A 23,842-nucleotide genomic window follows, 5' to 3' on the forward strand; every position below is an offset into this window, starting at 1 on the left:
CCATCGAACCCCGAGACGTCGCCTAACCAAACACCGGCCAACCAGGGTCGCAACCACCGACCCCATTCCAGCATGCCCCAGGGGGTCAGCTACCCAACTCACCTCACCGAACTCTTCGGATCAGGGACCAGACAGCACGCTCACTCGCACCCCAGGACAAGACAACGCCCGCACGCTCGCATCACCTGCCGCCATCCATGACGCAAGCGTGTGGTCAACTCGACAGATGACCGGTTCCTCGACGACGTCCGTGGCGATGGCGGACGCGAACGCCGCCGTCCTCACCCTCGGTATCGCGGCCTACGCGGCAGCCATCCTGATCGGGATCGGGCTGGGCATCAATGCCATCCAGCATCAGCGACGGCAGCGGGCAATCGTTGCGGCCGTCGTGGTGGGAGTTCTCGTGCTGGCCGGCGTCGTCGTCGCCGTGGCGAGCAGCATCCACTAGCGGTCAGGCGAACGCGGCCCGCAGCGCCGCGACCTGACTGCGGAAGAACTCTCGTGACACCGGAGCCGCCGGATCGACGAGATCGAATCCGTGAAAGGCGCCCGGGATGACCTCGACCGCGCATGGCACCCCCGTCGCACGGAGCCGATCGGCGTAGACCAGGTCCTCGTCGTGGAACAGGTCGAGGTCACCGACACCGATCCACGCGTCGGCGACACCGGTCAGATCGTCCTGACGGGCCGGCGCCACCTGCCCGGGGTCGGCCTCCCCGAGATAACCCGACCACCCGAACCGATTGGACCGCGAGTTCCACATGCGGAAGCCCCGCTCCTGCGCGGCCGGCCCGTCGGTTCCTGTGCGGTCGTCGAGCATCGGATACACCAGCAGCTGCAACACCGGTGGCGTCTCCCGCCGATCCCGGATACGCAGCGCCAGCTGTGCGGCCAGTCCCCCACCGGCGCTCGCGCCGCCGATCGCGAGCCGATCGGGATCGACGCCGTCGAGACGTCTGGCCAAGTCGACGGCGTCGGTGCAATCGTCGAGAGCGGCCGGATAGGGGTGGTCGGGCGCCAGACGGTAGTCGACCGACACGATCACCGCCCCGAGGACGCGGGCGAACCGGCGGCACAGCGCATCGTCCTGCTTGGCCTGCCCCAGGACGTATCCACCACCGTGCATCCACACCAAGACCGGGGCGTGCGCCACGGCATCCTCAGGCCGGATGATCCGCGCCGATCCCCCGGAAGGCAGCGAGCGCACCTCGATTCCGGGGCTGCGCTGCAGCCGACTCAGGGTGCCCTGGACGAACCGGATGATCGGCAACGAACGCGGACCCACCACTGAACGCGGCAGCACCCGCGCGGCGCGCGCCAGATCCGGATGGAACTCCTGATGGTCGACGACCACGGTCGCCTCCGTTCTCCCTGCGATGTCGGATTCGATTCGCCCACCTTATTACCGGCAGAATCTGCGTCGATGACTTCCGCCGCACCCGACCCGAAGCGCTATGCGCTGCCCGCCATCCTGACGGTCCTGTTCACGACCGGGTGGGGCGCCAACCACTTCGCCTCCATGATCCCTGTCCTGAAGATGGACGAGGGTCTGTCGGCGACCGTCCTCGACGGGGCGTTCGGGATCTACGCCGTGGGCTTGCTCCCGGGACTGTTCGGCGGCGGTTCTCTGTCGGACCGGGTCGGCCGACGACCCGTGGTGCTGACGGGAGCCGCACTTGCCGGTGTCGGCAACCTGGCCATGATCGGGTGGCACGACCAGACGGGCGTGCTCATCGGCCGGCTGGTCGTCGGACTCGGCGCGGGTCTGACGATCAGTGCCGGAACCGCGTGGGCGGCGGACCTGCGTGGGCGCTCCGGCGCCACTCTCGCCGGTGCACTGCTCACCACCGGCTTCGCGATGGGGCCGGTCATCACCGGTCTGCTCGCCGAACTAGCACCCGCCCGGCTTGCGGTTCCGTTCGCGGTCAGCGGGATCGTCTCCCTCCTGGCCGCGGCGGCGGGACTGCTCCTCACGCCAGCCGTCGAGCCGGCACACGCCCACCCGGTGTCCGACATCGACGAGACCGGTGAACGGTCTGTGGCGCTCGCACTGTCGTGGTCGGTGCCCATGGCGCTGTGGGTGTTCTCGTCGATCACTGTCGCGGTGGTGGTGATGGCCGCACGGATCGCCGATCGGCACAGCGGTGCTTGGGTTCCGGGACTGGCCGCTGCACTGGGGCTCGGGTCCGGGGTCATCGTCCAGTTCGTGGTGCGTCGCCTGCACACGGGCCCCGTCGCCGGTGTCGTCGGTGCGGCGTTGGCAGCAGTCGGGTTCATCCTCGTGGCAATCGCGGGCGAGCATCCGTCGATGACGTTCTTCGCCGTTGTCGCGATAGTTCTCGGCCTCGCCTACGGACTGTGCCTGCGCGACGGACTCGTCGATGTCGAGACGATGACGCCGCCGGCGCATCGCGGCGGGGTCACCGGCATCTTCTATGTGGCGTGCTATCTGGGTTTCGGGCTGCCGGTCCTGCTCACCACCATCGCCCCCACGGTCGGACTGATCGCCCCGATGGTGGTGCTTGCTCTCGCCGCGGCCGCGTCGTCGGCGGGACGTGCGGTTCGTCTGCATCGTCATCGGCACGCATGAGCCGATGTCACCGCTGACGTAGGGGGTTCGGGGTACTCACCTCAGGCAGGTAGGAAGACCCGACCACCGAACGCGCCCCTCGCGGTTCGCGCCGCAACGATCACCCATGCGGTCAGCAGCACCACGTAGAGCGCCTCTGCCAGGTCGCTGATCGGCGCCGAGCCGACGGCCACTCCGAGCGCGCTGAGTCCGGTGACGCACGTGCCGATGGGAAACGTGAAGCTCCACCAGGTCAGGGCGAACGGCAACCCGCGGCGCACACTACGCACCGTCACCGCAACGGCCAGTGTGAACATCGCGGCGCCGAAGCCACCCATGATCAGCCCGTACACGATCCCGAAGACCATCAGGCCCACGGCGATCGGAGCCTTGTCGCCGCCGAACACGAGACCCGCGTGGGCGCCGAGGAGATTCGCGGCGGTGATCGACTGTCCGACGACGCCCAGCGTGATCCAGATCGTCGGCGCCGACTTGTCGACCGGCACCCCGCCGTGCAGGAGGCGTGCGTAGATCATCGTCAGCGTCATCATGCCGAGGACGAGACTCATCCCGAACAGCAGGTAGCACAGCGACAACATGCCCAGGCGCGCTTGGCCTTCAGGGATGAACTCGAGCAGCGCGGCGCCCGTGGACGCCGAGACCATCGGGGGAACGACGGGCATCAGCCAGGCCGGCAGCGCCTTCACCTCGGGACGTCGCTCGGTGGTCATCATCGCGAACGGGACCCAGATCGCCGTCGTCACGCCGATGACGGTGCCGGCCACCCAGAGCGTGCCGCCCACCCAGACCGCCGCCATCTGCCCCAGCATCGGGACGCCGAGGTGGACGGTCCCGGCACCCACGGTCAACAAGGCCATCGGGAGCGCGCCGTAGAACTGCGACATCACCGGATCGGAGGCGTAGCGCCGAGCCTGATCGGGATGCCGCACCCAATGCGCGGTGAACGCCGCTCCGATGAGGACCAGCAGGCACGACGCCAACACCCACACGACCGTCGCGAAACCGGTGAGCGCGGCCGAGTGCACGGGCAGCGCCACCGCGGCGTTGGCGACGATCCCGGTGCCCATCACCGCGGCGAACCAGTTCGGCGTGATGTGTTCGACGACCTGACGGGGATGGTCGAGGTCGCCGAGGAATCGCCGGGTCGCGACGGGTGTGGTGTCGGCGGGGAGCGTTGCGGTCATGACTCAAGGGTCGCCGGACCGCATCGTCGCCGGTAGACGCTTCGTCGTTGTGTGCCCACAATCATAGGTTGTGGGTACACGGTTGTGGGACGTCAGGGGCTGGGACGACCCGCCGGGTTCAGTCCACGGACATCTCGCCCAGCTGTGACCATTCGTCCTGCTCGAGGGAGAAGTTGACGATGTCCGGGGTGCGCTGGAGGTACTTCGGCAACTCGCTGGTCGCGGTCGTGAAATGGGCACTGGTCACGTGCGCCTCGGCGGCGTCGTCGTCGAAGGCCTCGACGAGCACGTAGGTGTTCGGATCCTCCAGACTGCGGGACCACTCGAACCATTTGTTGCCCGGCTCGGCCCGGGTTGCGGCGGTGAACTCGGCGACGAGTTCGGGCCATTGGTCGGCGAACTCGGGTTTGATCGGCCATTTCGCGACGATGAAGATCATGTCCCCAGCGTAGTGATCACACCACCGGATCGGACGCCGTCACCTGTCTCAATACGAGACCATACATCTGACAACACACGTTTCCTCAAACCTGGCACCGATGTCACCCTGACGGGCATAGTGTGGTGTCGACAACACCGCGCCGAGACGGAGGAACACATGCGCGAGATCTCCAAGTTCTACATCGACGGCCAGTGGGTGGAGCCCGCCGAACTCAATCTGGTCGACGTGATCAACCCCGCCACCGAGAAGGCGGCCGGGCACGTCGCCCTCGGTACCGCCGCCGACGTCGATGCCGCGGTGGATGCCGCCCGCAAGGCGTTCACCACGTGGAGTCAGACCAGCGTCGACGAACGGGTGAACATTCTCAACGCCGTCGTCGCCGAGTACCAGAAGCGGATGCCCGACCTCGCCGCCGCCGTGACCGAGGAGATGGGCGCACCGAGCGGATTGTCGAACAACGTGCAGGTGCCCATCGGTCTCGCCCATCTGATGACCGCGGCGGCACAGCTGCCGACGTTCGCGTTCAGCGAGGATCGCGGAACGTCGCGCATCGTCAAGGAACCGATCGGCGTCTGCGGTTTCATCACGCCGTGGAACTGGCCGCTGAACCAGGTCATGGTCAAGGTCGCTCCGGCCCTGGCCACCGGTTGCACGATGGTCCTCAAGCCGTCGGAGATCGCACCCTTCAGCGCGGCCATCGTCGCCGAGATCTTCGACGCCGCAGGCGTTCCCGCCGGTGTGTTCAATCTGGTCAATGGTGACGGACCGGGCGTCGGCGCGGCCATCTCGTCGCACCCCGGCATCGACATGGTGTCCTTCACCGGCAGCACCCGCGCCGGCATCGAGGTCGCCAAGAACGCGGCACCGACCGTCAAGCGGGTCTCGCAGGAACTCGGCGGCAAGAGCCCGAACGTGATCCTCGACGACGAGGACTTCGCGGCCAACGTGGCCGGCGGAGTCGCCGCGGTGATGATGAACTCCGGGCAGTCGTGCAACGCACCGACGCGCATGCTCGTGCCCGCGGCACGACTGGCCGAGGCTGCCGAGGCGGCGAAGTCCGTGCAGGACACGTTGACCGTCGGCGACCCGAGTGGCGACGTCCGTCTCGGACCGGTGGTGTCCGAGGCGCAGTTCGACAAGATCCAGGGCCTCATCGAGCGCGCGGTCGGCGACGGCGCGAACGTCGTCTTCGGCGGTGCCGGGCGTCCCGAGGACCTGCCGACCGGCTACTACGTGAAGCCGACGGTCTTCTCCGATGTCACCAACGACATGGAGATCGCGCGCACCGAGGTGTTCGGACCCGTGCTGGTGATGATCGGCTACGACGACGTCGACAATGCCGTGGAGATCGCCAACGACACCGAATACGGTCTCGCGGGCTATGTCTCGGGCAAGGACGTCGACGAGGTGCGCAAGGTGGGCTCCCGCATCCGCGCGGGCTCCATTTCGCTGAACGGCGCCCAGCTCGATCCGGTCGCCCCGTTCGGCGGCTACAAGCAGAGCGGCAACGGCCGCGAGTGGGGCGACTACGCCTTTGACGAGTTCCTCGAGGTCAAGTCGCTACTCGGGTACGACGCCTGATCTGAACCCGGAAGAGCGCCCCGGACAACCGCCCGCTGTAGGGCCGTCGTCGACGATGTGTCGATGGCGGGCCTACAGCGGGCGCATTTCCGGGAATACCGGCCCGGTCGGATGTCCGGAGGACCGCTCCCGGAGCGGCCGTCCTCCCGCGCTCACTCCGCGGGCAACCAGGCCCCGTGCAGGCCGGCCGGCACCCGGATCGGCATCCTGACGGTGGCCAGCGGCCCCGCGGACGGGTCGTCGGCCGACAGCACATAGAAGTACGAGGTGAGGTCGGCCGGATCGGTGCCGTAGGCGCCCCAGTAGTCGCGCTCCGAGCCGGGCATGTAGATCGGTTCGCCGATCGCAACACCCGGGCTCCACCGGGTTTCGCTTCCCGAGCCGACGTCGAGGAACCACAGGCTGTCACGCCCGCCCTCGTCACCCGCGCCCGCTCCGACGGTGGCGATGCGCGTGTGCGAGCGGGTCAGCAGGCGATCGTCGACCCGCGGGAACTCGACATCGGCGGCGGCGCCGATGGTGGTGCGGTCGATGGTCCCCCTATCCGGGTCGAGTACTGCACGCACCAGTTCCGACGACGCAGGTTGCGGCATGTCGGCGAAGCCACCCGGATAGGTCCACTGCACGTAGTCGACAGTGACCGTCGTCGACTGCGGGGTGTCGAAGGCGTTGGCGAAGTGCCACACCCACATCGGGTCGCAGTCGATCCACCGGACTGCGCTGCCGTCGCGCGGGACCAGTGCGATCCGCGTGCCGCGCTCCGGACGCCACTGCAACAGTCCACCGCCGGTGAGCATGCCGTCGATGTCGAAGATCAACGGGCACAAGAACAGCACCACGTACCGCGACGTCAGCGCCATGTCGTGGATCATCAACGGCGCGTCGACGCCGTCGACCGGGGTCGGCGGTCGACTGACCGCGCCGTCGGGCCCGACCACCGACCACGTCAGATACGGCGCATCGAACACATAGTTGAAGATGACCAGTTCGCCGGTCTCCGGATCGATCTTCGGATGCGCCGTCGTACCGAACGGCATTGCACCGTCGAAACTCTCGCGGCCGATGGTCGCGAGATCGGCGCAGTCCAGCCGGTACGGCTGGTCGGACTCGGCCATCGCGAACAGCTTGCCCCCGTGCCGGACGATGTTGATGTCGGGCAGTTGCCGGAATGTGCCGGCCAGCTCCGGGCCGACCTCCGCGGCCGAGGGCGTGTAGCCGTCGGTCAGGCCGGACCAGATCGCGTGGCCCGCCTTCTCCTCCGCGAGCACCATCGGGGTCCGCACGAACCGGTTGCGGTAACGCGCCGCGGCGCCGTCGATTTCGAGCCGATGCACCATCGCGTCGCCGTCGAGCGGGTAGACGTAGGACCCGATCGGGTCGAACCGCGGGTTCGGGCCGTTGCGCAGATAACTGCCGCGAAGATCGGCCGGGAGTTCACCGGTGACCTCGAGGTCGGTGACGTCGACCTCCTCGCGCTGCGGCGCGAAGACGCCCGACAGATGGGTGTGGTGGGCCATGTCCACGGGAGCGGGACGGGGCGGGGTGGCTGCGGTCGTGGTCATGGGCGGTCGTCACTTTCTCGGGAGGGGTCTGCGTGAGGGGCTCGTCCCACGCTGCCGTCTCAGAATGCGCTTGTCACCATGCCCAGACGTCGGTTATCTGACGGAGATTTCGGTGCCACCGGGAGTCCCACCTCCCGTCGGAGTCAGGACGTCAGCATCCGCCGGTCGGTCTCCCGGCGAACCTGTCGTTCAGGAACACCGCCGCGTCACGCTGGAACGGGATGAACGCGGCCCCGTGCGCGTCGCCCTGGTAACGGTGGAACTGCGTCGGTACCCCTCGTGCACAGAAGCTGCGGGCGAGCCCGGCGACGTCGGCGGCCACCATGACCCCGTCGCCGACGGCGTCTTTCTGCCCGACGGCCAGCATCATCGGGGCGTTCGGGGTTCCGGCCGTACCCATCACGTTGCGGGCGATCGCCGATCGAAGGGCGGGCACCTGCAGGAATCCGCGATACGGGGCCCGCAGCATTTGACCGTCGGTGAGTCCTGGGTAGTCGGCGGCGAAATCGAGGATGCACTGGCTGCTCACCGTGTTCACCAGACGCTGCCCGTACGGCGACAGGATCGACGCGAGGTCGAGGTCGTAGGCCCGCTGGTAGGCGACCACCAGTGCCGGCATGACCCCCGACCAGTCCTTGCTGCCGCTCACATAGGGCAGGTTGTGCGCGAGATCCACCGGGATACCGCCTGCCGCAGCCCCGACGACGGCGAGTTCCGGTGCGTAGGTCGGGGCGAGTTCGGCGCCGAACCCGGTGGGGACCGAGCCGCCGGAGTACCCGATCATCCCGACGGGTGTGGAGCGCGGCAGCCGCAGGACCGACTGCGCGGCACGTATGCCGTCGAGAGCGAGATATCCCGATTGCCGACCGATCGTCCACTCCTGGCGCTGCCCCTCGTAGTCGGGGACGACGACGGTGTACCCCGCCGCGAGGTAGCCCGCGATCGCGATCTCCTCGAACTGCGCCGCGCGACTCGGGTTGTTGCCCTGCAGCGTGTACGACGGATCGCATTGCGGGCCGAGGGCGTCGTAGGCCATGTGGAACGACACCATCCGGCCGTTCGGCACTCCTGGCCGCAGGATGGTCGTGACGCCGGCGATCGGGCTGCGGAAGTCGTCGTTGCTGCGGTAGAGCACCTGTGTCGACGTCACCGGCACCGTCACGCCGCGGGCGACGAACCGCGCCGGGCGGGTGCGCAGCACGTCACCGGGCCGATGCTCGCCGAGACCGGGTCCCGCACGATAGAACGGGTCCGCGCTGGGCAGCGGTGCAGCTGGGGCCGCCGTGGCGACCGGAACCTGCAACCCCACCACCACAAGGAGGGCCGCGCCGAGCGCGATCACCCATCGTCTCGACATCGGATCTCCATCTCCCGTAGGCGCGAATCCGCCCGTCTCACAGTGTTTTCACAGCGTAGTCGAGCCACTGCCCGGTGTAACGCCGGAGCGTCGAGACGCGACAGACGAGACAACACGGCTGTACCCCGCGGGGCGTTCGTGTGCCGGGGTCTCAACAGCGCAAGTGTGTCAGGAGTCAGATGTCCACCTCACCCGAATCGCCCTCATCGGGGTCGTCGCAGCCCGCAGGTATCCCCGACGGATGGCAGGTGGCGCCCGATGCCGCCGCCGAGTCCGCGCCCGACACGGTCAAACGGCGCCCGCGCGGCGGCCGCCGCAAGCTCGCCGGTGTCGCGGTGATCGCGATTCTGAGCGTCGCCCTCTTCGGGATCAGCACGCTCATCTCCGGCAACAATCGCGCGTCGGCACTGACCGGTCACCCCGAGGTCCTGCGAGAAGGTTGCACCTGGGACAAGTCCGGCAACTACGTACAGAACTGCAAGGTCTGGTCGAAGTCGCAGAACAAGTTCGTCATCGTCCAGATCCGCGCGTCCAACGGCAGCGACAACGGGATCTACCTCCTCGACGGCATGCGGGCCGCCGAGGACCGCTCGGCCTGGACCACCGACGTGCAGGCGGCCAAGGTCTACGACGGCAGCACCGACACCACGCTGGTCATGCCGGTCGGCGGCGCGTCGTCGTTCTACACCGACTGGGACGGCGGGGCCGGTGACAAGAACACCACCATCAAGCAGGAGACGTTCCTGACCGACGAGCTCCCCGACTACCTCGCCGCGAATTTCGGCGTCAGCAAGAACAACAACGCGATCGTCGGCCTGTCGATGTCGGGTGGACCGGCGGTGACCCTCGCCGAACGCCATCCGGAGCAGTTCAAGGTCGTCCAGGCGATGTCCGGGTACTACCAGACCGACAACCCCCTGGGTGCGGCCGGCGTCTTCGCCAGCCAGACCATGGTCTCGAACTACACCAACGGCATCCTCAACATGTGGGGCGCGCCGGGCAGCCAGCGCTGGACCGACAACGACCCGTCGAAGAACGTCAACAAGCTCGCCGAGAACGGCCAGGTCCTGATCATCTCGTCCGGCAACGGATTCCTGACGCCGAGCGAGATGTCGAAACTGTCGCAGCAGGACCAGATCAGTGCGATCGCCCTGGAGATCCTCTCCGCCGTGTCGACCGTGTTGATGCAGCTGCAGGCCGCCCAGTCCGGGGCCTCGGTCATCTCGTTGCCCAACTACGGCGGCCACACCTGGGAGAACTGGGGCCGCGCGTTGTCCGACGGCAAACCGCACGTGCTCGACGCCTTGCGGAACAACCCACCGGTCACCCAGAAGGTCCAACTGGTCAGTGCCGCCGGATCCCCCGATCCCGACGGTGCCACCAAGGCGACGCAGGCCGCCCTGGTCGCCGCGAAGGCGTCGCCGGTTCTCGCCGCGGCAGACCTCGCGGACGCGTCGGGTGAGTCGTCGGCGACGGCATCGAGTTCCGAGGCGTCGGGCACGAGCACCGATTCCGAGACCGCGTCCTCGGCCGCCGATTCGAGCGCAACCGACCAGGCGACCTCCGAGGCGCCTGCCGGCGCTGCCGCCGACGACACGATCGCGCCGACCACACCTGTCGAGGCGGTCGCCCCATCGGCGCCGGGCACGTCCGACGTCCCCACCGCACCGGACACCGGGCAGTCGCTGACGGTGATCCCGAACGCGGGCTCCTCGTCGGCGCCGACGACGACACCGTCCCGCTGATCCAACCGACCCGCTGATTCACCTGACCGGACAGATGCCGGCCTGACGGGGCCTTCCCTCCCTCAGGCCGGCATCCGCTTGTCCAGCCAGTCGATCACGTCCGCGAGGACGCGGTCCTGCTCGGGTTCGTTGAAGATCTCGTGATACAGCCCGTCGTAGATGGCGAGCGTCTTGTCCTCCGACGACGCGAGACGATCCACCATCTCGCTGCCGGCCGGACTGGTGAGCTTGTCGTCGCCGCCGTGCATGACAAGCAATGGCAGGTGCATCGACGGGAGCCGACGCGGGAACGACTGCATCGTCGAGATCATCGCCGCACCGAGATCGGCGGGGATCTTGGCCCGTGTCACCAGCGGATCGGCGTTGTAGTCGGCGACGACCTGCGCATCACGGGAGATGTTCGTCGAGTCGAGAGCGGTGGTCGGCAATCCGGGAGCGACGCGCGCCAGCCACGGGGCCAGCTTGATCGCGATCGGCGACAGGTCGTCACCCGGGACCACCGCCGCGCCGGACAGGATCAGCCCGGCGAGGCGGTCCTGGTGGTCGAGCGCGTAGTCGAGCGCGATGCATCCGCCCATGCTGTGCCCGATGAGGACCGTCGGCGCATCGGACAGCGCGGTCTGGTCGATCACCGTTCCCAGGTCGTCGGTGAATTGCGAGAACCCGTGCACGCGTAGCCGTTTGCCACCGGATCGTCCGTGGCCCAGATGATCCGGAACGGCCACCTGATAGCCGGCTCCGACGAGGCGATCGACGACGTGGCCATAACGTCGGCCGTGCTCGCCGAGTCCGTGCGCGATGACCACTGCTGCGCGTGGTGTGCGGTCGGGACGACTCAGGTCATAGGTGATGGTCTCGCCGTGGCGTCCACGGAAGGTGCGTTCTTCGACTGTCATGTCGGCCATTGTGTCCCTTCCGCTCAGCGGGTGAAGCCGAGTCGGGACGCAAGGCCCCGACCCGCGGATTCGATCGCTCCGAGCGGCCGCATCGCCACCTCACCGATCCCCACCAGAGCCTCGACGCGGCTGACGACCCGTTCGAGCCGGTCGACGACGTCGCCCATCGCCACGACGGTGGAATCCACCTGATCGAGCGTCCCGGACAACCGGGTCAACGTGCTGTCGAGGGTGTCGATGGCACCGTCCAGCCCACCGATGGTCTTGTTCATGTCGATCAGCACGTCGCCGAGATCGCTGAGGATTCCCTCGACCTGATCGACGGTGACGTCGGCGTTCAGCGCCGCCTGGGCCAGCTTCTTGAAGCGCTGACGCTCCTGCGGTCGGTCGTCGCCACCGGTCCCACGAGCGTCGATACCTTTGTCGGCCATGCCGTGATTATCCACAGCGGACCGTGGTCCCGGTGGACGTTCGCCGTGAGCCGGCGGCAACGATGGCGTGTCGTCGCGCATAACCGGTACGGAGTGCTCTCGCTGCGCCTGGGAGGGAATTACTGCGGCCGCGGAATAACCCTCCGCTGTCCCGACGTTCCTCCCACATAGCTCAAAATTGAGCTACTTCCGAGAGGAGCTCACCATGCCCGCCGTCACCGCCGACACGTTGACCCTGCCGCGACTGTCCTCACCCGCGCCCACCGACGTCGAGCGTCCCGTCCGGTCCATCACCACCGGGCCGCGGGGTTACGAGGGCGAGGGATTCCCCGTCGTCCGCGCGTTCGCCGGGGTGTCGGCGGCCGACCTCGATCCGTTCGTCCACATGGACCAGATGGGTGAGGTCGAGTACGAGCCGGGTGAACCGAAAGGGACGTCGTGGCATCCCCATCGCGGCTTCGAGACCGTCACCTACATGATCGACGGGCGGTTCCAACACCAGGACTCGACCGGCGGCGGTGGCCTCATAGAGAACGGCGCAACGCAGTGGATGACCGCCGGATCGGGAATCCTGCACATCGAGACCCCGCCGGCGGAACTGGTCGACTCCGGCGGCCTGTTCCACGGCATACAGCTCTGGGTTAATCTGCCGGCCGCCGACAAGTTCCTGACCCCGAAATATCAGAACCTGGAAGGCGCCCAGACCGCGCTCCTGACCTCCGAGGACGCCGGATCATTGATCCGCATCGTCGCGGGCGACGTCGGCGGCCACACCGGCCCGGGCTCGACCCACACGCCGATCACGTTCGCGCACGCGACGATTCAGCCAGGGGCACGACTGTCGATGCCGTGGCGGCCCGACTTCAATGCCCTGGTGTACGTCTTGTCGGGCCGCGGGACCGTCGGTGCGGAGGGACGACCGATTCGCCAGGGCCAGCTGGCTCTGCTCGGTGCCGGGGATCGGATCACGGTGTCCGCCGACGAGACCCAGGATTCCAACCGGCCGGCGCTCGAGGTCCTCGCCCTGGGCGGACGACCCATCCGCGAACCGGTCGTCCAATACGGGCCTTTCGTGATGAACACGCGGCAACAACTCATCGAGGCGATGGAGGACTTCCAGGCCGGACGGCTCGGGGTCATCCCTGCCGACGCCTTGATGCCGCACACCTCGCGATGACCTCCTCTGCTGCCCAACATGATCCGCGGCGCGCGGCGTGGCAGGTCTTCATCGAGACCAGCGCGCGGCTGCAGACCGTGCTCGACGACGATCTCAAGGCCGGCTCGGGCATGTCGCTGGCGGACTATCAGGTGCTGATGCTGCTGCATGACGCACCCGACCATCGCCTGCGCATGCGCGAGCTGTCCGATCGCCTGGTGTTCTCGACGTCGCGTCTGTCCTATCAGATCGACACACTGGTCCGCCGCGACTGGCTGTGCCGAGAGCGTGCCGACGAGGATCGGCGTGGCAGCTACGCGGTCCTCACCGCGTGCGGCGTCACCGCCTTCCGTGCGGCGGCCCGCGATCATGCGCGGTGCGTCGACGAGTTGTTCGTCGAGGCGATCTCCGACGCCGACGGCCGTGCCCTGCTCGACATCATGACCCGACTGTCCGGCCGCCTCACCGATGCGAGAGCACACTCGTGACAACACAACTGATCCGCGGGACGCAGCGACACCACTGGCGCAACGAGTGGCTCGAGTCGTGGCAGTCATTCCCCGCGACCGGAAACTTCGATCTGTCAGCGAATGCGCACGGAGTCCTGCTCGTGCACAACGACGATCGGGTCGACGCCGGCGAGGGTCTCGACATGCATCACCATCACGACGCGGAGATCGTGACCTGGGTCTTGGAGGGCACGCTGCACCATCGGGATTCGAGAGGTCACCGTGGCACCCTCGGTCCCGGTGTGATCCAGCGGATGTCGGCGGGGCGCGGTATCACGCACGCAGAGGCAAACGCATCGTCACGACGAGACGGCGAGTCCCTTCGCGTGGTGCAGATGTGGATCGCGCCGGATCACACCGATGTCGAGCCCGGCTACGCGGAAAGAGATTTCACCGAAGAACTGTCCGCGGGCGAACCGGTCGTCGTCGTGTCCGGCCTACCCCGCGACGCCGGCACCACCGCAGTCCCGCTCGCCAGCAGCCATGCGGCACTGCATATCGCGCGTCTCGACCGCGGGTGCGGAGCCACGTTCCCTGCATCCCCGTTCGGGCACCTCTATGTCGCATCCGGGGCTGTCGTCGTCGACGGGGTGGGCAGCCTGGAACAGGGTGACGCGGTTCGTCTCACCGATTCCGACGGAGTCCGGCTGACGGCGGGTGAGGCGGCGGAGATCCTGTACTGGGAGATGCACGCGTCGTTCGGACTTCCCTGATGTTCGCCGACGATCAACTCCGACGCGCCCGGACCGCCGCGCGTTTGGCACGCGCGCAGCGCAGGAGATAGAGCGGCGACGGAGGCACCCAACCGAGTTGTTCACCCATTCCCAGATCATCACGATTGGCCCAGTGCTCGATACACAATCCGTCACTCATGCGGAACCAATGGGTCTGGGTGACCGTGAACGTCCGGCCGGTGGGCGCGAACGCCTGTTTCACGTCTCCGCCATCGTCATAGACGACGAATGCCCCGGTATGCGTCCCCGACATCGTCGCGTGAATGGCGACGATGTCCCCGGCGGCAACCACATTCTGCACGTCGTGGCGCAGACCGGTGAACGCGGACCGTAACCACATGGCGGTGGCCCACGCAGCGTCCGGACCGACGCCCCGACACTCCGGGGGTTCGGCGGCAGCCTCTCGGTTGACCATCTGCGGGTGCGTGACCTCCTCGAACTCGGCGCGAGTTCCGCAGCCCATGATGGTCACCGCACGAACAGCGACGTCTATCTGATCGGTTGCCTGTCCCATCACAACCTCCGGGAATTTCATTCCAGACGAACTGTACTGAAAATCGAGTATTCATTACAGAGTGACTGGAGTCAATAGACAGCGCGGATACGACGCGACCGGCCGACGAGATCGGGCCCGGCAGCGGCGCCGCGAGATCGTGCTGGTGGCGACCCGGATGTTCGAACGCCACGGGTACTCCGTGACCATCGCAGACATCGCCTCCGACGCCGGTGTGTCCGCCGAGACCATCTACAAGTCGTTCGGGGGCAAGGCCGGTCTGCTCAAGGTGGCGTTCGACCAGGCACTGGCCGGCGACGACGAGCCCGTCGCCGTCGCCGATCGTCCGGAGTCACGGGCGATCGACGACGAGCCCGACATCCGCACCAAGCTCGAGATGTACGCCGCGGTGGCCGCCACGCGCAGCGATCGGGCGGGTCGACTCACGCTCGTCATACGTGACGGAGCACGCTCGGACGACGCTCTGGCCGAGTTATGGGCACAGACACTCGAGCAACGGCTGCGCGGGATGACCATGTTGGCGACTCATCTCGCCGAGTCCGGCGGCCTCCGGCACGGTCTCTCGGTCGAGGAGGCTCGGGACACCCTGTGGACGTTGATCTCGCCGGAGATCTACGAGCTACTCGTGGTGGAGCGCGGATGGTCGAAAGATCGTTATCGCGACTGGATCTCGCGGGCGATGATCGCCGAACTCACCTGACGAGCTGTGGCGCAACCTCGTTCGCGATCACCTCGAGATGATCGAGATCGGTCAGGTCGAGGGTCTGCAGGTAGATGCGGCTGATCCCTGCCTCGCGATACCGTTCGATGGTCTCGACGACCTCGTCCGGGGTGCCCGCCGCACCGTTCTCGCGCAGCTCGCCGACCTCGCGGCCGATCGCGTCGGCACGACGGGCGAGCTCCGATTCGCTTCGCCCGCAACACAGGACGAGTGCGGCGGAGTAGGTCATCGTTTCGGGTCGGCGTCCGGCTTTCGCGCACGCGGCACGGACGCGGCCGATCTGCTCGGCCGCGGTGTCCGCGGGCACGAATGCGCAGTTGAACTCGTCGGCGAAGCGGGCGGCGAGCGCCGGCGTCCGCTTCTTCCCGGCCCCGCCGACGATGATCGGTGGGCGCGGCGACTGCACCGGCTTGGGAAGCGCCGGCGAGTCGGTGAGCTGGTAGTGAGCACCCTGATGATCGAACCGGCGTCCCTCGGACGTACCCCACAGTCCGGTGATGATCTCGAAGGACTCCTCGAGTCGATCGAACCGCTCCCCCAGCGGTGGGAACGGAATCCCGTACGCATTGTGCTCGGCCTCGAACCAGCCGGCGCCCAAGCCCAATTCGACGCGGCCACCGCTCATCTGGTCGACCTGCGCCACCGAGATGGCCAACGGGCCCGGGTGACGGAAGGTCACCGACGTGACGAGAGTGCCCAGCCGAATCCTGGAGGTCTCGCGGGCCAGTCCGGCGAGTGTGAGCCATGCGTCGGTCGGGCCGGGCAGGCCGTCGGCATTCATGGCGAGGTAGTGGTCGGAGCGGAAGAACGCGTCGAAGCCGAGGTCCTCGGTGGCCCGGGCCACCCGGAGCAGATCGTCGTAGGTCGCGCCTTGCTGGGGTTCGGTGAAGATGCGGAGGTCCACGTGAGCCAACGTACCGGTTCGCCTGATCCTCCGATCACGCCGCGGTCAGGGCGTCAGCGACGGCTCTTCGGTCGTCGACAGTGTCAGGACCGCCTCGACGATGCTGTCGCGTAGCTCGATCTCGGCCTCCAGACCGCGCAGACGTGTGGCCAGGTCGTGTTCGGCGAGATCGCCGACGATGTCGACGGCGGCGACCAGGTAGTACCGGTTGGGCCCGACGTACTCGGCGTGCAGATAGGTCACACGATCGATGTCGGGATGATCGAGAAGTGCACGCAGGATCTGTGAACGGGTGGTCGGCATGGCCGACTGACCGAGTAGGAACTCGCCGTTGCGTTTGATGAGGAACACGGCGATGAAACCCAGCAGGATGCCGACCAGAATGGAACCGACGGCGTCCCAGACCGCGTTGCCGGTGATCTGATGCAGCGCCATACCCAGCGCGGCGATCGCCAATCCGACGAGGGCCGCCGCGTCCTCGGCGAACACGGCCCGCAGCGTGGTGTTGGACGTGCGGTTCACGAATCTCAACGGATGCATCGAGAATCGCTCGCCCCCTGCGGTCGCCTGACGGACGGACTGCAGGAACGAGACGGCCTCGAGCACCGCGGAGATGGCCAGGACGATGTAGCCGACCAGGTAATCGCTCTCGGCCTCCGGCTCGGTCAACGCGGAGACACCGTGCATCACCGAGACGACGGCACCGACCGTGAACAGTCCGAACGCGGCGAACATGGACCAGATGTAGGTCTCGCGTCCATAGCCGAACGGATGTCGCCGGTCACGCCCTCTGCTGCCCCGTCGTTCGGCGATCAGCAGAAAGACCTCGTTGCCCGCGTCGGCCCAGCTGTGCGCCGACTCGGCCACCATGGACGCCGATCCGGTGAGCGCTGCCGCGATGCTCTTGGCCACGGCGACGAGCACATTCATGGAGAACGCGATGACAACGGTGATCATCGACTCGCTCGGCGCGTCGTTGCCGGTCGACGGCTGACTCGTGGTCATCGCACGATCGTCTCACGCGTGCGGGTTCGCCGATGATTCGGCGGGGACGCCATCCACCGTCGGTTCGGCTCCGAACTCCCGGGTACGCAACCAGCGACCGAAAGAGATCATCATGCGTAAGACCACCCGTGTTGTCGGCGGATTCATGATCGCTGCCGCCGGAGCCGTCGGCGTATCCCTCGCCGCATCTCCGTCCGCGGAAGCCGCTCCTCAGGTGTGTCCCGCACTGCCGGGTCAGACCTCGACGATGCCGAACTGCGAGGCGTCATCCGGTCCGACCGGACTCACGCTGGCCGTCACCGACAACGGAGGCACCGCCACCGCAACCGGCGACAACTACGCGGGACCGGCCGCGATCGCTGTCGGCAAGGGCGCCACCGTGACCATGAACGGCGTGAAGCCGGGCCTGGCCATCGCGATCGCGGGGCCCGGGGCAACCGTGACCGTCGACGGCAAGAACGGTCCCACCTGCAGTGGCGGCCCTGCATTCGCCGGCGACTTCCAGACGTGGAAGGGCTGCCGCTCCTAGCTACGAATCAGCCTGCAGTCCGCGCAGATACGCGGCCTGGCCCACGTGCTGGGCGTCGTCGTCGACGATGCTGACGAGGCGGACCCCGAGTGTCACCGGCGGATCCCAGTTCTCATCGATCACCGTGTCCAGGTCATCGTCGGACAGGCCCTTCAGATAGGTGACGGACGCTTCGTGGGTCGCGTCGTAGTACTCGGCCAGCAGTCCCGGCTCGACGACGACCTGCGCGACCTCGTCCGGGGACTGCCCGTATCCGGAGGCCGACGCGGGAAACGGCAGGTCGAAGCGGTCGTGGAATCCGGACGCGGTCCACACCTCGTCGGTGTCCGCCACCCCGGCGATCTGTGCGTCCTGGGCGCGGGTGAGATGCCAGATCAGCCAGGCGATGGTGTTGGCATCCGGCGACGGACGGTAGGTGAGTTGCTCGGTGGTGATGCCGTCGAGCACGGCGTGGACGTTCTCGGACACACGGGTCAGCCCGTCGATCAGTACGTCGGTGGATCGCATACATCCACTACTACTCCTGCACTCCGACGCGCTGCTTGGATTCGTCGTGCGCGAAACGCTGGCGCCTCGTCGACCGGGGCCGCACCATCGCACGCGTGTCCGAACAGTCCCGCCCCCGCCAGATCCGTTTCAACGCCTTCGACATGAACTGTGTCGCCCATCAGTCGCCCGGCCTGTGGCGTCACCCGGACGATCGGTCGTGGGACTACAACACCATCGACTACTGGGTCGACCTCGCGACGCTGCTGGAACGCGGCGGATTCGACGGCCTGTTCATCGCCGACGTGCTCGGCACCTACGACGTGTACGCCGGTACCGACGAGGCCGCGATCCGGCAGGGCGCGCAGATCCCCGTGAACGATCCGGTGCTGCTCGTCTCGGCGATGGCACACGCGACCGAACACCTCGGATTCGGCATCACCACCGGAACCGGATTCGAACACCCCTATCCGTTCGCCCGTCGTCTCTCCACCCTCGACCACCTCACACGCGGGCGCATCGGGTGGAACGTGGTCACGGGTTATCTGCCCGCCGCGGCGCGGAACATGGGCGAGGAGGACCAACTCGCCCACGATGCGCGCTACGACCACGCCGATGAATACCTCACCGTGCTCTACAAGCTGTGGGAGGGATCGTGGGAGCGTGACGCGGTCCGCCGCGACCGGGCACATGGAGTGTTCGCCGATCCCGCGAAGGTGCACCACATCGGCCATCGCGGTGAGCACTTCTCCGTGCCAGGCATCCATCTGTCCGAGCCGTCGCCACAGGGATCACCGGTCATCTATCAGGCCGGCGCGTCACCGCGCGGTCGGCGGTTCGCCGCGCAGAACGCCGAGGCGATCTTTGTCGCCGCGCCCACCAAAGCGATTCTGCGAGAGGTCGTCTCACAGATCAGGGAGGAGCTGGTGACCGCCGGCCGCGACCCGTACGACGCTCGCATCTATACGTTGCTGACGATCATCACCGACTCGACCCCCGAGGCCGCGCGGGCCAAGGCAGCCGAGTATCAGCGCTACGCGAGCGACGAGGGCTCGCTGGTGTTCATGTCCGGGTGGATGGGCATCGACCTCGCCTCCTACGACCTCGACGAGCCCATCGGCAATGTCGAGAGCAACGCGATCCAGTCGGCCGTGGCGGCGTTCCAGCAGGCCTCGGAGTCGGGCGGGGAGTGGTCCGTGCGCGACATCGCGGCATGGGGAGGTATCGGCGGAATGGGACCGGTACTGATCGGGTCCGGCGACGAGATCGCCGAATCCCTGCAGGAGTGGGTCGCCGAGACCGACGTCGACGGGTTCAACGTCGCATACGCGATCACGCCGGGCTCGTTCGAGGACATCGTCACCCACGTCGTCCCGGCGTTGGAGAGGCGCGGCGTATACGACCGCACGTACGCGCCGGGAACATTGCGGCACAAACTGTTCGGCCGTGGCGACCATCTCCCTGACAACCATCGGGGAGCCGCGTATCGGGTGGACGGACCCTTGTCGACGATCGACGATTCGATCCGCACGGTCGGAGCGCTCGCTCCCACTCGCTAGAGGTCACCGGCCGGTGACGGCTGCCACCCGTCGCTCGACGATGGACTGCATGCCTCGGCGGCGCCGGTCGTCGTGTCGACTTCGTCGTTCATCGTCGGTCTTCGATTCTCGTGACGGTCAGTCGAGGAAGGTGATCCGCACCGAGATCGGGTCGCTCTGCAGCGCGCGGAATCCGGCCGCGGTGATGCCGGCGAACAGCGGTCTGGTCGCGAACGTCCGAGCGCGGGCGTCGACATCGTCGCCCGGGACGAATTCGGCACTCCCCCTGCGCCATCGGGTTCCCTGTCGGATGCGTACCCGAGAATCCGCGGCGACGTTGATCGCCCATCCGGACCGGGTACCGTGCTGGCTGATGACCCACGCGCCGTCGTCGTCGAAGGCGGCCGAGACGGGCACGATCCGCGCCTGCCCCGATCGGCGACCGATGGTCTCGAGGTCGGTCGCCAGATGCGTGGTGACTCCGATTCGCGACAGGAACGCCACCGCCGGATTCATCACATGACGGCCCACTGCACGTTCGAAGCGGAACTTGCGCACCGCAGATCGTGTGGCGGCGGGACCGCGGGTAGTGCGCAGTGCATCGATGCCGTTGCGACGAACCGTGGTGATCGCAGTCCGCCACAGGGGTCGTCGCGGGTCGGGGTCGAGACCGTCGCCCATGCGGTGCAACTGGTCGGTGTGCCATTGCAGATCGAGGGCCCCCTCCATCGACCGGATCGATGCAGCGCTCGCCGCCTTCGCCGGCACCGGAAGCGACAACAGTGGCACCTCCAACCGGTGCGCGCCGTCGGTGATCAGTTCGCGCCCCGCTCGCGGTGTCGTGACCGTCGGCCGGCCGATCCCCACGATGTCGCACGCGCCCTCGGCGAGAGCGTCGGCCATGGCCGTGCGCGAGCGGAAGCCGCCGGTCACCGCGAGCGGGATTCCCGCGGTGAGGCCGCGGACGGTGACCGCGTACTCCAGAAAGTACGCTTCGCGCGCCTGAGTGCTCGCCCGCGCCACCGGACGTCCCATCATCGCCGGGGATTCGTAACTGCCCCCGCTGATCTCGATGAGGTCCAGCGACTCGGCGGCGAGCATCTCGACGACGGCCCGCGAGTCGTCCTCGGAGAACCCTCCGCGCTGGAAATCGGCGGAATTGAGTTTTATGCCCACACCGAACCCGGGCCGCACCACGGCGCGGACCCGTCGGATCACCTCGAGCGCGAAGCGGGTCCGGTTCTCGATGGAGCCACCCCAGCGATCCTCGCGCCGATTGGACCGCGGTGAGAGGAACTGGGATATCAGGTAGCCGTGCGCGCCGTGGATCTGCACGCCGTCGAATCCGGCCGATTCGGCGACCGCGGCAGCCGTGGCGAATCGAACGATGATGTCGTCGATCTCCGCGTCGGTGAGTTCACGGGGCGTCGGCATGCCGGGGATCGCGAGACGGACCGCCGACGGGGCGACGATCTGACCCGTGGTTGTCAATGGGTTCGCCTGACGTCCAGGATGATTCAGCTGCATCCAGATCGGCGAACCACCATCCTGGGTGGTCTTCGCCCAGCGGGCGAGCGCGTCCAGATGTCGATCGTCTTCGATCACCACATTCCCGGGCTCACCCAGGTAACGACGGTCCACCATCACGTTCCCGGTCACCACCAGTCCGTATTCCCCAGTGGCCCAGCGCGAATAGAGACGCTCGAGCCGGACGTCGGGTCCGGCGTCGCCGTCACCGAGGCCCTCGCTGAGGGCCGATTTCATGAGGCGATTCGGAAGGACGCGGCCCGAGGGCAGTGTCAGCGGCGTCGACAGCGACACGGTGGTGGTCATCTCACTCCTGGGTATGTGGTCCCGGGCGCTGTATACCGCTCGGTCTACCTGGCGACCGTAGTAGACCGAATGGTATATTTCAAGGGCCTTTGATCCGTCGGCCCGAAAGGATGGACAGCTCATGGCGGTCCGCGATCAGCTGACCGGCGCCACGGCAGATCTGATGCGGCGCTACGGCGTCGCCGGGACCGGCATCGCCGACATCCTGAAGAAGAGCGGTGTGGCGCGCCGGTCCATCTACCTCAACTTCCCCGGTGGGAAGGCCGAACTCGTGTGCGCGACGACGCGGATGTCGGGCGAGGCGATCACGACGATCATGCGAACGCTGATGCGCACGCCCGATCCGATCGGGGCGTTCGCCGAGATGTGGTCATCGGTTCTGATCGATTCGGATTTCGACGCAGGCTGCCCGGTGGTCGCCGCCGCGTTGGGACGTCACTCAGCGCCGGAAGCGACGGACGTCGCCGTCGAGGTGTTCGCCGACTGGCGCACCGTCAGCGCCGAACGTCTCGTCGCCGACGGCGTCGACCCGCAGCTCGCCGAGTCCCTCGCCATCACCATCGTGGCGGCGATCGAGGGTGCGGTCATCATGGCCCAGGCGGAGCGATCCACGCGCCCGCTCCTGGAAGTCGCCGCCCGTCTGAACGACCTCGTCGCGGCGCACCTGCCCGCCTCCTCGCCTCACGACCCGGGTGATGCCTGACAGCCTTGGATAGGGTGTCGTCGTGAGTCATCCAGGACACGGTCACGGGCACGGCCATTCACACAGCCTGTCCGAGATCCCCGCGGTGCTGTCACCGTTCGCCCGCTGGTTCGTCATCATCACTCTCGCCGTGATCGGCGTGGGCGTCGTTGCGGGGGCCGTCGTGCTCTGGCCGTCCGGCAGCGACCATCCGATCCCCATGCAGTTCCGGTCAGCCGACGGTGGTTCGATCCAGACCGTCGATGCCCACGTCGTCGACCAGCAGCGTGCCCAATGCCTGAACCCGCTGGCCGGGACGGTGCAGGACGACGCCGAGTTCCAGATCGAGGGCAACGCCGCCGACGGTCCCTGCATCGAGACGACGGTGCAGATCGACAGTGGCGACGATCAGGGACGGCACACGCTGCTCGAGATCCCCACCAATCGGGCACAGTCAGGATCGGAACCGGGTGCCGTGGCGCCACCTGCCGACCAACTCGACCAACCTCAGGCCGGTCAACCGACTCTCGCGGTCGGCGACAAGATCAGACTGAGCGTCGTCCCCGGCCCGGACGGCAACACCCGCTACACGTTCTTCGACTTCCACCGGACGGTCCCGACGATCATCTGGGCACTGTTGTTCGTCGGGGCCGTGGTGCTCGTCGCGGCGTGGCGCGGTCTGCGATCCATCGTCGGCCTGGTGTTCGCGTTCCTCGTCCTCGGGTTCTTCACCCTGCCCGCGATCCTCGACGGCGAGTCACCGGTCGCGGTCGCGGTCGTGTCGTCGGCGGCCATCCTGTTCGTCGTGCTGTACCTCGCCCACGGTGTCAGCCTCCGCACGAGTTCCGCACTCCTGGGCACCCTGATGTCCCTCGTCCTCGCGGGCGTGCTGAGCTGGCTGGCCATCGAGACGATGCACCTGACCGGCCTCTCGGGCGATCAGACGACCAATCTGCAGGTGTACCAGGGCAGCATCTCGATCAGCGGACTGCTGCTGGCAGGCTTCATCATCGGCACCCTGGGCGTCTTGAACGACGTGACCATCACCCAGGCCTCGGCGGCCTTCGAGCTCGCCGCAGCGGGGGAACCCACCCGATTGGCAACGTTCCGGGCGGCGATGCGGGTTGGCCGCGATCACATCGCCAGCACCGTGTACACCCTCGTCTTCGCCTATGCGGGAAGCGCATTGCCATTGTTGTTGCTCTTCTCGGTGGCGCAGCAACCATTCGGTTCTCTGATCACCACCGACGCCGTCGCCGTCGAGTTGGCCCGCTCCTTCGTCGGCGGCATCGCGATCGCGCTGTCGGTACCGCTCACGACGGTCATCGCCGCGGCCCTGGCCCGTCCGGCCGGGATGATCGAGACAGGATCGGCCCGCGCGGCATCCGGCCCCACCCGAGAGTCGAAACCCCGCCCGGCGCCCGAACCACCACGGTCCTCGAC

The 23,842-nt window shown here is 67.4% G+C and carries 24 protein-coding genes; 12 read left to right on the top strand and 12 right to left on the bottom strand.

Annotated elements, in window-relative coordinates; all coding sequences use genetic code 11:
• Positions 1–226: 226 nt before the first annotated feature.
• A complete protein-coding gene (locus EEB19_RS25565; RefSeq protein WP_187590140.1) occupies positions 227–448 on the top strand; it encodes a hypothetical protein in 222 nt (73 codons plus the stop codon).
• 3 nt (positions 449–451) lie between these two features.
• Here EEB19_RS25565 and EEB19_RS25570 read toward each other — a convergent pair whose 3' ends face one another.
• Positions 452–1,354 (bottom strand): alpha/beta hydrolase, encoded by a 903-nt coding sequence (locus tag EEB19_RS25570; protein ID WP_187590141.1) that lies wholly within the window; start codon positions 1,352–1,354, stop codon positions 452–454.
• A gap of 69 nt (positions 1,355–1,423) precedes the next feature.
• On the opposite strand from EEB19_RS25570, the gene EEB19_RS25575 reads away from it, so the two are divergent.
• On the top strand, positions 1,424–2,590 hold the full coding sequence (locus EEB19_RS25575; protein ID WP_187590142.1) for an MFS transporter: 1,167 nt from the start codon (positions 1,424–1,426) through the stop codon (positions 2,588–2,590).
• 41 nt (positions 2,591–2,631) lie between these two features.
• Here the strand turns inward: EEB19_RS25575 and EEB19_RS25580 are convergent, their stop codons facing one another.
• Positions 2,632–3,774, bottom strand: coding sequence for a TDT family transporter (locus EEB19_RS25580; protein WP_187590143.1), 1,143 nt, complete (start codon positions 3,772–3,774; stop codon positions 2,632–2,634).
• Between the two features lie 118 nt (positions 3,775–3,892).
• Positions 3,893–4,213 carry a putative quinol monooxygenase gene (locus EEB19_RS25585; protein WP_187590144.1) on the bottom strand — a complete coding sequence of 107 codons (321 nt, stop codon included), beginning with the start codon at positions 4,211–4,213 and terminating at the stop codon, positions 3,893–3,895.
• 159 nt (positions 4,214–4,372) lie between these two features.
• Here EEB19_RS25585 and EEB19_RS25590 point away from each other — a divergent pair, with 159 nt between their 5' ends.
• A complete protein-coding gene (locus EEB19_RS25590) occupies positions 4,373–5,797 on the top strand; it encodes an aldehyde dehydrogenase family protein (protein WP_187590145.1) in 1,425 nt (474 codons plus the stop codon).
• Between the two features lie 152 nt (positions 5,798–5,949).
• Here EEB19_RS25590 and EEB19_RS25595 read toward each other — a convergent pair whose 3' ends face one another.
• Both EEB19_RS25595 and EEB19_RS25600 read right to left on the bottom strand, forming a co-directional pair.
• Complete coding sequence (locus EEB19_RS25595; RefSeq protein WP_187590146.1) at positions 5,950–7,359, bottom strand: carotenoid oxygenase family protein; 1,410 nt, start codon at positions 7,357–7,359, stop codon at positions 5,950–5,952.
• A gap of 151 nt (positions 7,360–7,510) precedes the next feature.
• Complete coding sequence (locus EEB19_RS25600) at positions 7,511–8,716, bottom strand: lipase family protein (RefSeq protein ID WP_187590147.1); 1,206 nt, start codon at positions 8,714–8,716, stop codon at positions 7,511–7,513.
• Positions 8,717–8,895: 179 nt separating this feature from the next.
• On the opposite strand from EEB19_RS25600, the gene EEB19_RS25605 reads away from it, so the two are divergent.
• Positions 8,896–10,461, top strand: a complete 1,566-nt coding sequence (locus EEB19_RS25605; protein ID WP_187590148.1) for an alpha/beta hydrolase family protein — start codon at positions 8,896–8,898, stop codon at positions 10,459–10,461.
• Positions 10,462–10,523: 62 nt separating this feature from the next.
• On the opposite strand, the gene EEB19_RS25610 is transcribed toward EEB19_RS25605, so the two are convergent.
• Together EEB19_RS25610 and EEB19_RS25615 are read right to left on the bottom strand one after the other, a co-directional pair.
• Positions 10,524–11,357 carry an alpha/beta hydrolase gene (locus EEB19_RS25610; protein ID WP_187590149.1) on the bottom strand — a complete coding sequence of 278 codons (834 nt, stop codon included), beginning with the start codon at positions 11,355–11,357 and terminating at the stop codon, positions 10,524–10,526.
• Between the two features lie 23 nt (positions 11,358–11,380).
• Positions 11,381–11,788 (bottom strand): hypothetical protein, encoded by a 408-nt coding sequence (locus EEB19_RS25615; RefSeq protein ID WP_187590150.1) that lies wholly within the window; start codon positions 11,786–11,788, stop codon positions 11,381–11,383.
• 205 nt (positions 11,789–11,993) lie between these two features.
• On the opposite strand from EEB19_RS25615, the gene EEB19_RS25620 reads away from it, so the two are divergent.
• Genes EEB19_RS25620 through EEB19_RS25630 form a run of 3 tightly spaced genes read left to right on the top strand, consistent with a single transcriptional unit; the run spans position 11,994 to position 14,166 of the window.
• Positions 11,994–12,965, top strand: coding sequence for a pirin family protein (locus EEB19_RS25620; RefSeq protein ID WP_187590151.1), 972 nt, complete (start codon positions 11,994–11,996; stop codon positions 12,963–12,965).
• Positions 12,962–13,432, top strand: a complete 471-nt coding sequence (locus EEB19_RS25625; RefSeq protein WP_187590152.1) for a MarR family winged helix-turn-helix transcriptional regulator — start codon at positions 12,962–12,964, stop codon at positions 13,430–13,432. The genes EEB19_RS25620 and EEB19_RS25625 overlap by 4 nt, the downstream gene beginning before the upstream one ends.
• On the top strand, positions 13,429–14,166 hold the full coding sequence (locus EEB19_RS25630; protein WP_187590153.1) for a pirin family protein: 738 nt from the start codon (positions 13,429–13,431) through the stop codon (positions 14,164–14,166). The genes EEB19_RS25625 and EEB19_RS25630 overlap by 4 nt, the downstream gene beginning before the upstream one ends.
• A 13-nt stretch (positions 14,167–14,179) precedes the next feature.
• Here the strand turns inward: EEB19_RS25630 and EEB19_RS25635 are convergent, their stop codons facing one another.
• Positions 14,180–14,701, bottom strand: a complete 522-nt coding sequence (locus EEB19_RS25635; RefSeq protein WP_187590154.1) for an ester cyclase — start codon at positions 14,699–14,701, stop codon at positions 14,180–14,182.
• A gap of 61 nt (positions 14,702–14,762) precedes the next feature.
• Between EEB19_RS25635 and EEB19_RS25640 the strand changes: the two genes are divergently transcribed.
• The gene (locus tag EEB19_RS25640) at positions 14,763–15,401 is read left to right on the top strand and encodes a TetR/AcrR family transcriptional regulator (RefSeq protein ID WP_187590155.1); all 639 of its coding nucleotides are present in this window, start codon (positions 14,763–14,765) and stop codon (positions 15,399–15,401) included.
• Here the strand turns inward: EEB19_RS25640 and EEB19_RS25645 are convergent.
• Positions 15,394–16,326, bottom strand: a complete 933-nt coding sequence (locus tag EEB19_RS25645; protein ID WP_187590156.1) for an LLM class F420-dependent oxidoreductase — start codon at positions 16,324–16,326, stop codon at positions 15,394–15,396. The two genes, EEB19_RS25640 and EEB19_RS25645, sit on opposite strands and share 8 nt — an antisense overlap.
• Before the next feature lie 45 nt (positions 16,327–16,371).
• Positions 16,372–17,331, bottom strand: a complete 960-nt coding sequence (locus tag EEB19_RS25650; RefSeq protein ID WP_262365922.1) for a cation diffusion facilitator family transporter — start codon at positions 17,329–17,331, stop codon at positions 16,372–16,374.
• Between the two features lie 112 nt (positions 17,332–17,443).
• Here EEB19_RS25650 and EEB19_RS25655 point away from each other — a divergent pair, with 112 nt between their 5' ends.
• Positions 17,444–17,860 (top strand): DUF6764 family protein, encoded by a 417-nt coding sequence (locus EEB19_RS25655; protein WP_187590157.1) that lies wholly within the window; start codon positions 17,444–17,446, stop codon positions 17,858–17,860.
• Here the strand turns inward: EEB19_RS25655 and EEB19_RS25660 are convergent, their stop codons facing one another.
• Positions 17,861–18,367: a DinB family protein gene (locus EEB19_RS25660; RefSeq protein ID WP_187590158.1), complete on the bottom strand. Its 507-nt coding sequence runs from the start codon at positions 18,365–18,367 to the stop codon at positions 17,861–17,863.
• A gap of 95 nt (positions 18,368–18,462) precedes the next feature.
• On the opposite strand from EEB19_RS25660, the gene EEB19_RS25665 reads away from it, so the two are divergent.
• Positions 18,463–19,905, top strand: a complete 1,443-nt coding sequence (locus EEB19_RS25665) for an LLM class flavin-dependent oxidoreductase (protein ID WP_187590159.1) — start codon at positions 18,463–18,465, stop codon at positions 19,903–19,905.
• Positions 19,906–20,022: 117 nt separating this feature from the next.
• Here EEB19_RS25665 and EEB19_RS25670 read toward each other — a convergent pair whose 3' ends face one another.
• On the bottom strand, positions 20,023–21,717 hold the full coding sequence (locus EEB19_RS25670) for a nitroreductase family deazaflavin-dependent oxidoreductase (RefSeq protein WP_187590160.1): 1,695 nt from the start codon (positions 21,715–21,717) through the stop codon (positions 20,023–20,025).
• A gap of 121 nt (positions 21,718–21,838) precedes the next feature.
• On the opposite strand from EEB19_RS25670, the gene EEB19_RS25675 reads away from it, so the two are divergent.
• The gene (locus tag EEB19_RS25675) at positions 21,839–22,420 is read left to right on the top strand and encodes a TetR/AcrR family transcriptional regulator (protein WP_187590161.1); all 582 of its coding nucleotides are present in this window, start codon (positions 21,839–21,841) and stop codon (positions 22,418–22,420) included.
• 22 nt (positions 22,421–22,442) lie between these two features.
• Positions 22,443–23,842: YibE/F family protein (locus EEB19_RS25680; protein WP_187590162.1), on the top strand; the 1,400-nt coding region annotated here is incomplete at its 3' end.

Source organism: Gordonia sp. OPL2, from assembly GCF_003797825.1.
Taxonomy (GTDB): Bacteria; Actinomycetota; Actinomycetes; order Mycobacteriales; family Mycobacteriaceae; genus Gordonia.